Origin of the sequence: Herbaspirillum lusitanum P6-12 (genome assembly GCF_000256565.1) — a bacterium.
GTDB lineage: Bacteria > Pseudomonadota > Gammaproteobacteria > Burkholderiales > Burkholderiaceae_D > Herbaspirillum > Herbaspirillum lusitanum.
Window position 1 is genome coordinate 24,983 of the sequence record NZ_AJHH01000711.1, and the last position, 6,471, is coordinate 31,453.

General features: G+C 44.1%; 6 protein-coding genes. All 6 read left to right on the top strand.

The genetic code is table 11. The features are described 5' to 3' along the window. The first annotated feature begins 35 nt into the window (after positions 1-35). The 6 genes from HLUSI_RS0123130 to HLUSI_RS0123150 all read left to right on the top strand — a co-directional run bounded on the left by HLUSI_RS0123130 (position 36) and on the right by HLUSI_RS0123150 (position 6,411). A complete protein-coding gene (locus HLUSI_RS0123130; RefSeq protein ID WP_016836201.1) occupies positions 36-1,034 on the top strand; it encodes an Abi family protein in 999 nt (332 codons plus the stop codon). An 84-nt stretch (positions 1,035-1,118) separates the two neighbouring features. Then, positions 1,119-2,165: a hypothetical protein gene (locus HLUSI_RS0123135; RefSeq protein ID WP_157137978.1), complete on the top strand. Its 1,047-nt coding sequence runs from the start codon at positions 1,119-1,121 to the stop codon at positions 2,163-2,165. Between the two features lie 437 nt (positions 2,166-2,602). Next, complete coding sequence (locus HLUSI_RS0123140; protein ID WP_029363927.1) at positions 2,603-4,360, top strand: ATP-binding protein; 1,758 nt, start codon at positions 2,603-2,605, stop codon at positions 4,358-4,360. An 80-nt stretch (positions 4,361-4,440) separates the two neighbouring features. Continuing rightward, positions 4,441-5,154, top strand: a complete 714-nt coding sequence (locus tag HLUSI_RS0123145) for an SLATT domain-containing protein (RefSeq protein ID WP_040503822.1) — start codon at positions 4,441-4,443, stop codon at positions 5,152-5,154. Between the two features lie 89 nt (positions 5,155-5,243). Continuing rightward, positions 5,244-5,561, top strand: a complete 318-nt coding sequence (locus HLUSI_RS33090) for a hypothetical protein (RefSeq protein WP_157137979.1) — start codon at positions 5,244-5,246, stop codon at positions 5,559-5,561. Then, positions 5,548-6,411 carry a hypothetical protein gene (locus HLUSI_RS0123150; RefSeq protein WP_016836205.1) on the top strand — a complete coding sequence of 288 codons (864 nt, stop codon included), beginning with the start codon at positions 5,548-5,550 and terminating at the stop codon, positions 6,409-6,411. Before HLUSI_RS33090 ends, HLUSI_RS0123150 begins: the two co-directional genes overlap by 14 nt. The last annotated feature ends 60 nt before the right edge of the window (positions 6,412-6,471 follow it).

Sequence of the window (6,471 nt, forward strand, 5' to 3'; positions counted from 1 at the left end):
GACATTTCGCTTTCACTTTCTAATAATTAAAACCAATGACGCAATTCAACAAGACAACCGGTAAGCCGAGTGATTTGCTAAAGAAAGTGAAAGCACGGGGGTTGCTAGGCTTGGATGATGACGCAGGGACAAAGCTATTCTATGACTCCATGCAGAAAGTCGGATACTACAGACTGACAGGATATTTTCTGCACTTCCAGCAGTTAAACTCTGCAGTGGACGCTAGGCGTCATTACTTCTATCCCAATACTACTTTCAAACACATCCTAGACATGTATGAATTTGATACGCGTCTTCGAGATCTTGCATTAAGCGCGCTCGAAAAGATTGAAGTAGCGCTACGTACCAGCATCTGTGAATTCATGTGTCAGAAAGAGGGAGCTCATTGGTATTTGAAGCAGAGCTCTTTCACGGGAGGGAAGCTAACACTCATCCACGAAGAGGCATGCAAGCACTTGGACTACGATGTAAAAAATAATAGACCATTCTCCCAAACGCCAATACCGAACACCAAAGCCGGTCATTTATTTATTCAACATTATTACAGCCGGTACACTAATCCAATTACACCTCCAGGTTGGATGTTGCGTGAAGTTGCTAGTTTCGGATTCTGGGCGCGCACCTTTGATGCACTTGACCCTGCTTATAAAAAATCCATTTCGGATAATTGGAAATATCCAGACGGCAAACGAATTCACTATTCAATTCTCTCGGATTGGCTCTGGTCTCTGTCGATCCTGCGGAATCGCTGTGCCCATCATGCGCGTATTACAACAAGAAGCTTCCCCTTTCCGCCACCGGTACCTGCAGACAATGACGCAAAGAACTGCTTCGAACAAAAAACGGACGATCTTAGAACCCTCTTCGTGGTTATATCGCTATTGTTGCGTAATGTCGTACAAAACGATGTTTGGAAGTCCGATCTGATTTTGTTATTAGAGGCTTACCCAAATATCGATATGAAAAAAGCCGCAGGCTTTTCACGGGGAGAAGATCAACGCTGGAAAGACATTCAACTGTTTCAGTTGCTTTGAATAGTATTAGCCGTGATCCGACATCGGACGGTATGCCTGGTTGATCGCACCTGATTAGATGGCCCAGTTTTTGAAGGATGTTCTTTGTCTCGCAAACTTTATCTGATAAAACCTTCTCGCCACGATGATGAGCAATCACTTCTATTGCCGGAGGAAGTAGTTAGGGATATATCCCAAGGAATTGAAACATCTCTGACTCTAGATCTCAACATACTTAGTTTTTTAAGATCGGCACTGAATTCTTCGACAGAGGCAGCTGCTAACGAGGGACTGCTGGCGGAGATACAAAATGTGTTCAACACTCCGTTCTTGTTCTTGTCGCCAGGGATGGCATTAGGGGAGGCAGATGAGTCCTATTTGGATTCTCTACATAGCTCGTTTGAACAGTTCTTGGAACAATTCTGTCCCGGTTACAGAGACGCGCCCAATGCAACGCGTGACTATCGGTCGAATATTGGGGCACGCCGATACGGCGCCTTACCAAAGATAGAGCAGCAGTTTTTTTCTATCAGTTATCTCGCCTTACTCAAGGTCCACGACATTATTTTGGCAAATCGCTCATCTTCCCCGGAAGCTAAATTCGATCGGTTTCTAGAGTACATGGATGGAGTGGCGAATTTTGTTCCAGCATTGGAAGCCGAAAAAGCAAAATTTTGTTTTTCTTCCAATCAAGGGAGCTTAGACACGGAATTTGTTAGTCTATCTGACGCGATTAAAGATAATTTTAATAAAGGCGGTCGCGGCAGTAAGCGTGTGGAACGTGTCTTAAATGGGGCGCGCGACGTCATGTACTTGCGAATGGTCGCTAGTATGGACGGGAAAAACCTTGATGGTAAGCCGCAAAATACATGGTTGCTTACTTGTGACGACGGCATAGCGGCATTGTCTCGCGCAATCTACTTCTATCCAGTTGAGGACGAAGCTTCGAAACACGTCACTATTGCAGAGTACGGCTCTCGAAATAAAAACGCGTATTGGAGATACGTTGATGCCGAGTGCGCGCGAGTATTGCTAATGAGGCGGAAAGACGGAAGAAGTACAGCAACCAATCATGGAACAAAGGACCATCTGGGACGTCTTGCTGACTTGGCCCATGAGCTGGAGGAGCGAGTGTCCTTTTATCCCGTGTAAGGGACGACTATCGCACTGAATCGGAATAAGGCCGCCAATGCAATATGAAAAAATATGTGAAATAGTCGGCCCTGTTCAGAACTCTGATCACGCGGAGCCACAGATCAAAAAATCTGATAGCCAAGCTTCGCTATCGGCACTTTCTATCTCACTTGGTTTAGCTACCTCGGCAGCATTCATCCCCAAGTTCGAATAGCGTATTGCGATACATACACAAGCCAGCGCTTCAAAGAAGTCGCATACCCCGTATGTTCCAATCCTTAGATTAGACTTATCCCTTTTGAGCCGTTTCTGCTAAGCGCAGAGGCGAATAATAAAAATGAAGGGGGCAGTAAATTGAAAACAAATAAAACAACATTTCACAGATTTGAGTTCCGGCGGCGGCTCCGCAAGGCACTAAATATTTCAATCTATACACCATCCATGAGGCTTATCAAATGAAGGCGCCAGATCTGCGCTTTCAAGTCGACTCTCGATTAGCCACATTACTCAGCCAAGAATATCCCTCCTCAGAAAGAGCGTTAAAAGAACTGATTGATAATGCGTGGGACGCTGATGCTGAAACCGTCTCTATCACATTGCCTAAGCCGATGAGCGACGATCCGATCGTCATTTCTGATGATGGTTGCGGCATGACAGAGGAAGAATTACGTCGGCATTATTTGTCAATTGCGACAGATCGTCGCTCGAGACGAGGAGATCGAACAGCCGGTAAGAGTCGTTCGATAAAGGGCCGCAAAGGCATTGGAAAATTTGCGGGCTTAATGGCCGCATCAGTGATGATATTAGAAACTAGAGCGCGAGGCCGTCTGTGTGGTTTCACTCTACGCCTCGCTGATTTGGCTACAGTCGATGATATCGAGCAATTGAATATCGCTTTTTATAGTGAGTCATGCTCAGAAAATCAGCATGGAACAACAATAACGCTAACCAATTTGCATCAGGGGCTAGCGTTTCCCGACTCGAATAAATTGCGGCAGGTGCTGCTTCAAGACTATGGCCGCCAAGATGACTTTCGTATTGCGGTAGACGGGAAGCGACTGGACGTAAACGATATATCTGGGAGCTATTCCGAGTTCGACCAAGACTTACCTGCAGTAGGAAATGTTAAATTGCGATTCGCTATCAGCGATGCAAAAGGAGGATTGAGGCAGCCTGGTATTACCTTACGAGTAGATGGAAAATCTGTAGGAAAGCCAAGTTTTTTTGGCCTAGATAAGAGAGACGATTTCCCTCCAAAATTATTGCGCAAGCTATACGGTGAGATCGATGCCGATGGACTGCGTGAGCACATAACTGCGGGATGGGACGCTCCAGTCGAAAACAGTGAGCTTCTTAAAGCCGTAGAAGCCTATGTACAACCAATTCTCCAGCAAGCTTTCGACATTCAATATCGACGCGACATGCAGCTGGCACAAGCGCGATTGAAGAAAGCAATTCAAGCGCGTTTAGCAGAGTTACCGGAGCACAAACGAGAATTTGCTGATCGTGCAATCAAAAAAATACTTGATAAGTATTACGGTGAACCGGAAAGCAAACTTGAGCCGATAGTATTCGTATTATTAGAGGCCCTGGAGCGTTCCGACTATCGATTGCTGTTAGAACATATTGCAGACACTGGACCACGCGACGTCGCTGTTTTAGCCGAAGGCCTGAACGATTTCGGATTGGCTGAAATGGCCTATCTAGTGGAGCAAGCAAACGCACGGTCAACCTTTCTAAGTCAGTTAGAAAAACTTGTCGCGGATGATGAAACCACCGAAGTAATTATGCATCGAGCGTTGGAGCGTAACTTATGGGTGTTTGGCCCCGAATATTCATTGTTCAGCACTAACATGACATTGAGGCGCCAAGTTGAAGAGTATTTACAGAAAAAATATATTGGGGATAAAGCCGTTCAGCGCCCTGACCTACTACTAAATCAAAATCTAAACGGAGAGTATCTATTAATCGAGTTTAAACGGCCTAGCCACTCTTTGAATCACTTGGACTACCTCCAGTCAATAACATATCGTCACGACTTTGCAAAACACGTAAGTGTACCGATACGAGTACTCCTTATAGGGGGCAATCGGTCGCATGACTTCCCTTCAGAGAATCGCGAGCCGGAAGTCAGCGCAGCAACATTTGGACAAGTAATTTCTACTGCGAGGCGTCATTTGCAATGGCAATTGGGCGAAGAATTTGGACGCTAATTGCAATCAGCCATTACTACCTCTTGGCCCTATTCTTTTTACGATCAATAACTTTCAAAAATTGACTATAAATAAAAACAATGTCTCTAAACATTAAAGTCCGTTCCTTGACTACATGGCTTTTTAGCCTTAGCCCAGTAGAAAAAATAGTAGAAGATCCAGTCCAAAAATTGCTAAATGGTATGCGAGTCACATCTAAGTGCCGATACAACGCATCCATACGACTAAAGAGGCAAAGCCAATTTTCCTTTTTTGCTACGACGCTATTGTCGTTAGGATTAATCCTTGTGCCTCTCTTGCAAAATTCGGACATTCGCTTAGCATTCTCTTCAAAAGTACTGAATATGCTGCAAATTTTCCTTGCCGTAGCGGTACTTGTTTACTCGGTGATTAATGCTACAGCGAGGTATGAAATTCGTGCAGAAGCGTTGAACGAATGCGGAGACAAAATTAAGGACTTAATACGAAATTTACGGCGCGAAGTATCCGAAGGCAAAAAGGCAGGCACACCAATCGATCTCGCCAAATACAACCAACGATACGATGAAGTTAGTACGGACGCAGAAAATCATTCGCGGGTAGATTTTCTCTTCGCCTCATTAGAGATGAAGGGAGATTATTGCTATACCGGACTACTAAGAATTTTTATGTATATCAGGAGTGCTTTTCTCTACGTGATTCCCTATGTCGTTCCGTCTCTCATGCTCGGTGCGGAAGTCGTTTTCATTGGAGATATGCTTGGAATTACAGATTTTTTTGCTCCGTACTTGCAGCCACTTAGTATCGAAAAGTAGAACAATCTATAAAGCTAAATATTGGTCGGCCAACTCCCCTAAAGTACTACTGTTGGAGAACCTTTCCATTCACTCATCAATAAAATTATATGAAGAAAAATAATAACTTATGGCTTTTAGGCGCCGCAGTTATTCTTATTATTGTGGCTGTACTTGTGGTTTCAAAAAACTACAATGAAATTTTAATGGCCGTTCACTTTAAGGATTTTGAGGCGACCGTATCAGGTAAAGATAGAGTTCCCGATCCTTCAAAGACATCATCTGGAGAGACGAACAAAGACAAAGAGAAAAACTCTGCGCAGAAGCCCGAAGGAAAGAGCGCCGGCACAAATACCACGAGCGGAGCCAATTCTCCGATTATTGAAAATGTACATGCACCTGTTACAGTGAACTATGGAAAAAATTAATATAAATAGAATCAAAATTACCTTAGTCTTGCTAGCTTGCTGCACGAGATTGTTTGCTGAACCAACGATAACAAATCAAACCACCAAGCAAAACTCGCCAATTTTTAGCGGCGTCAAAGGCGACATAACGGTCAACTATGGCGATCGTGAACGTATTGGTAAAAAACTAGCTATTCGAGAGCTATATCTAATTCCAGTGGATAAAATTTCCAGGAGGTCTTGTGCGCCCGAAAAGGAAAATTGTAAGGACACTTTTGAAGCCGTTTTCATATACATGAAAATTCAGAGTATCTGGCCCGAACCTTTTCTGATAACTGCCTCTAGCGTTGATGTAATTGCCCCCAAAAACAATATTACTTTGGGGCCTGGCATATTCGGGAAGAACGTTATTCCCGAAAAGATTACTCAGAATGAATATCCTAAAGATCTCTTGTTTCAACCCGGTGAGACCAAAATACTAGGCCTCTCAAAGGGCTTGAAGCTAAACGGTATCCTCGCTTTCTTCAGTGGTGAGGTACTAGAAGATCAGGTGATGGATCTGAAGACTCCTTTTGGAATTGACTATATTGGGCGAGTTGACGATCTCAATAAATTCTTAGAGAAAAAATATGGCCGCGGCGCTGCGATTCGCATTCGCCTATTTGAAAAAGACTATAAAGCTCTTTTAACGACAACTGCATACTTGGATAAAGGGGGCGATTTCTTTACGGATGGGGACGTGAGAAAAAGTCACTATAACTTCCAACATGACGCGTTTATCGGAGAGGTTTTGTATCAGCTGAAGGGCGGGAAAGAAAGCTTCTTCACCCGTATTCCTCCCAAGAGTCGTTCAGATGAGTTATCGAAATGAAATTTCAGGCTAGAAGATGGTTTGTGATGTCTAGGTGTTCCTTTGCTCGCAGCATTGACC